This window comes from Aquabacterium sp. UBA2148 (genome assembly GCF_002328915.1).
GTDB classification, from domain to species: Bacteria; Pseudomonadota; Gammaproteobacteria; order Burkholderiales; family Burkholderiaceae_C; genus Aquabacterium; species Aquabacterium parvum.
Genome location: NZ_DCXA01000279.1, coordinates 8,781 through 10,751, shown reverse-complemented (window position 1 = coordinate 10,751; position 1,971 = coordinate 8,781). Strand labels below are relative to the sequence as shown.

Genomic DNA, 1,971 nt, shown 5'->3' with positions numbered 1-1,971 from the left:
CCTGCGACAGGGTGGTACTGCTTGGGCCCACCCACACCCGCCCTCTCGCCGACCCCGGCACACGGCACCAACGCAAAACAACGCGGCTGAAATTCAGGTGACGTCAGGGTGAACAGGGATGTCTCGGGCATGGCCGGATTGTCTCGCACCTAAAATCAAAACCAATGCGTTGATCGTTGACGCCCGGCCACACCTGTGCCCGGGCCTTTTGCTTTTTCACCTGCCCATGCTGCCCGCCCTGCCCTCGCCCGCCATCGCCCCCGGCAAACGCTTCTCCGTGCCTCGGCCCATCGGCTCGGGCGACGCGGCTTTGCTGGCCCACTTTGCCCTGGCACGCAAGGCACAAGGCCAGCTCACCGCCCTGCTCACGGCCGATCCAGCCGACGCCCAGCGCCTGCTCGACGAGGTCGCCTTCTTTGCGCCCGAGCTGCGCTGCGCCATCTTCCCGGACTGGGAAACACTGCCCTACGACACCTTCTCGCCGCACCAGGACCTGATCTCCGAGCGCCTGGCCACCCTGTGGCGCATGCAAAACGGCGTTGCCGGCGAAGGCGACAAGGGCGTCGACCTGGTCATGCTGCCCGCCACCACGGCCCTCACGCGCCTGGCGCCGCCTTCCTTCCTGGCCGCCTACACCTTCCACTTCAAGCAAAAGCAAAAGCTCAACGAGGCCGCGCTCAAGTCGCAGCTCACCTTGGCCGGCTACAACCACGTCAGCCAGGTGGTGTCGCCGGGTGAATACGCCGTGCGTGGCGGCCTGATCGACCTCTACCCCATGGGCTCGCTGGTGCCCTACCGGGTCGACCTGTTCGGCGACGAGATCGACTCCATTCGCACCTTCGACCCAGACACCCAACGCAGCCTCTACCCCGTGCCGGAGGTTCGCCTGCTGCCAGGCCGCGAGTTCCCGATGGACGAGGCCTCGCGCGCGGCCTTCCGCGACCGCTGGCGCGAACGCATCGAAGGCGATCCGAGCAAGTCGCGCATTTACAAAGACATCGGCACGGGTGTGGCCACGGGCGGCATCGAGTACTACCTGCCCTTGTTTTTCAACGAGACCTCCACCTTCTTTGAACACCTGGGGGACCCGGCTCAGGGTGGCGCCGCAGTCGTCCTGCACGGTGACATCGACGAAGCCCTGCGCCGCTTCTGGACCGAAACCCGCGAGCGCCACCGCTTCCTGCAACACGACCCCGAGCGCCCCCTGCTGCCGCCCGAAGAGATCTTCCTCAAGTCAGACGAGTTCTTCACGCTGGCCAACGCCCACGCGGTGCTGGCCATCCGCAGCACCGAGCCCACCGAATGGGCCCGTCCACTGCCCAACCTGAGCGTCGAGCGCGGCGGCCAGGATCCGCTGCGCAAGCTGGAGCAGCACCTGAGCCAGACCGAAGCCCGCGTGCTGGTGGTGGCCGAAAGCGCCGGCCGCCGCGAAAGCCTGATGGAGCTGCTGCGCGACCACAAGCTGGAGCTGCCCAGCGTCGACAACCTGCACGCTTTCACGGTCAGCGAGCACCGCCACGCCATCACCGCTGCACCCCTGGCTGCTGGCTTCATCTGGCAGGGCGCCACCAACGCCCAGAGCCTGCACCTCATCACCGAGACCGAGCTCTTCGACGCCAGCCCGGCCACGCGCCGTCGCCGCAAGAAAAACGAGCAGACCACCGACGTCGACTCGCTCATCAAGGACCTGTCCGAGCTGAACGTGGGCGACCCGGTGGTGCACAGCAACCACGGCATCGGCCGCTACCAGGGCCTGATCAACCTCGACCTGGGCGACGGCCCCTCCGAGTTCCTGCACCTGGAGTACGCCGACAAGGCCGTGCTCTACGTGCCCGTGTCGCAACTGCACCTGATCAGCCGCTACACCGGCGTCAGCGCCGACGAGGCCCCGCTGCACAAGCTCGGCTCACCCCAATGGGACAAGGCCAAGCGCAAAGCCGCCGAGCAGGTGCGCGACACCGCCGCCGAGCT

Annotated in this window: 1 protein-coding gene; it reads left to right on the top strand. The window is 67.0% G+C overall.

Annotated features, from left to right (window positions below; all coding sequences use genetic code 11):
* Positions 1-226 precede the first annotated feature (226 nt).
* The coding region (locus B2W70_RS15725) for a CarD family transcriptional regulator (RefSeq protein WP_286747084.1) at positions 227-1,971 on the top strand (1,745 nt) is incomplete at its 3' end.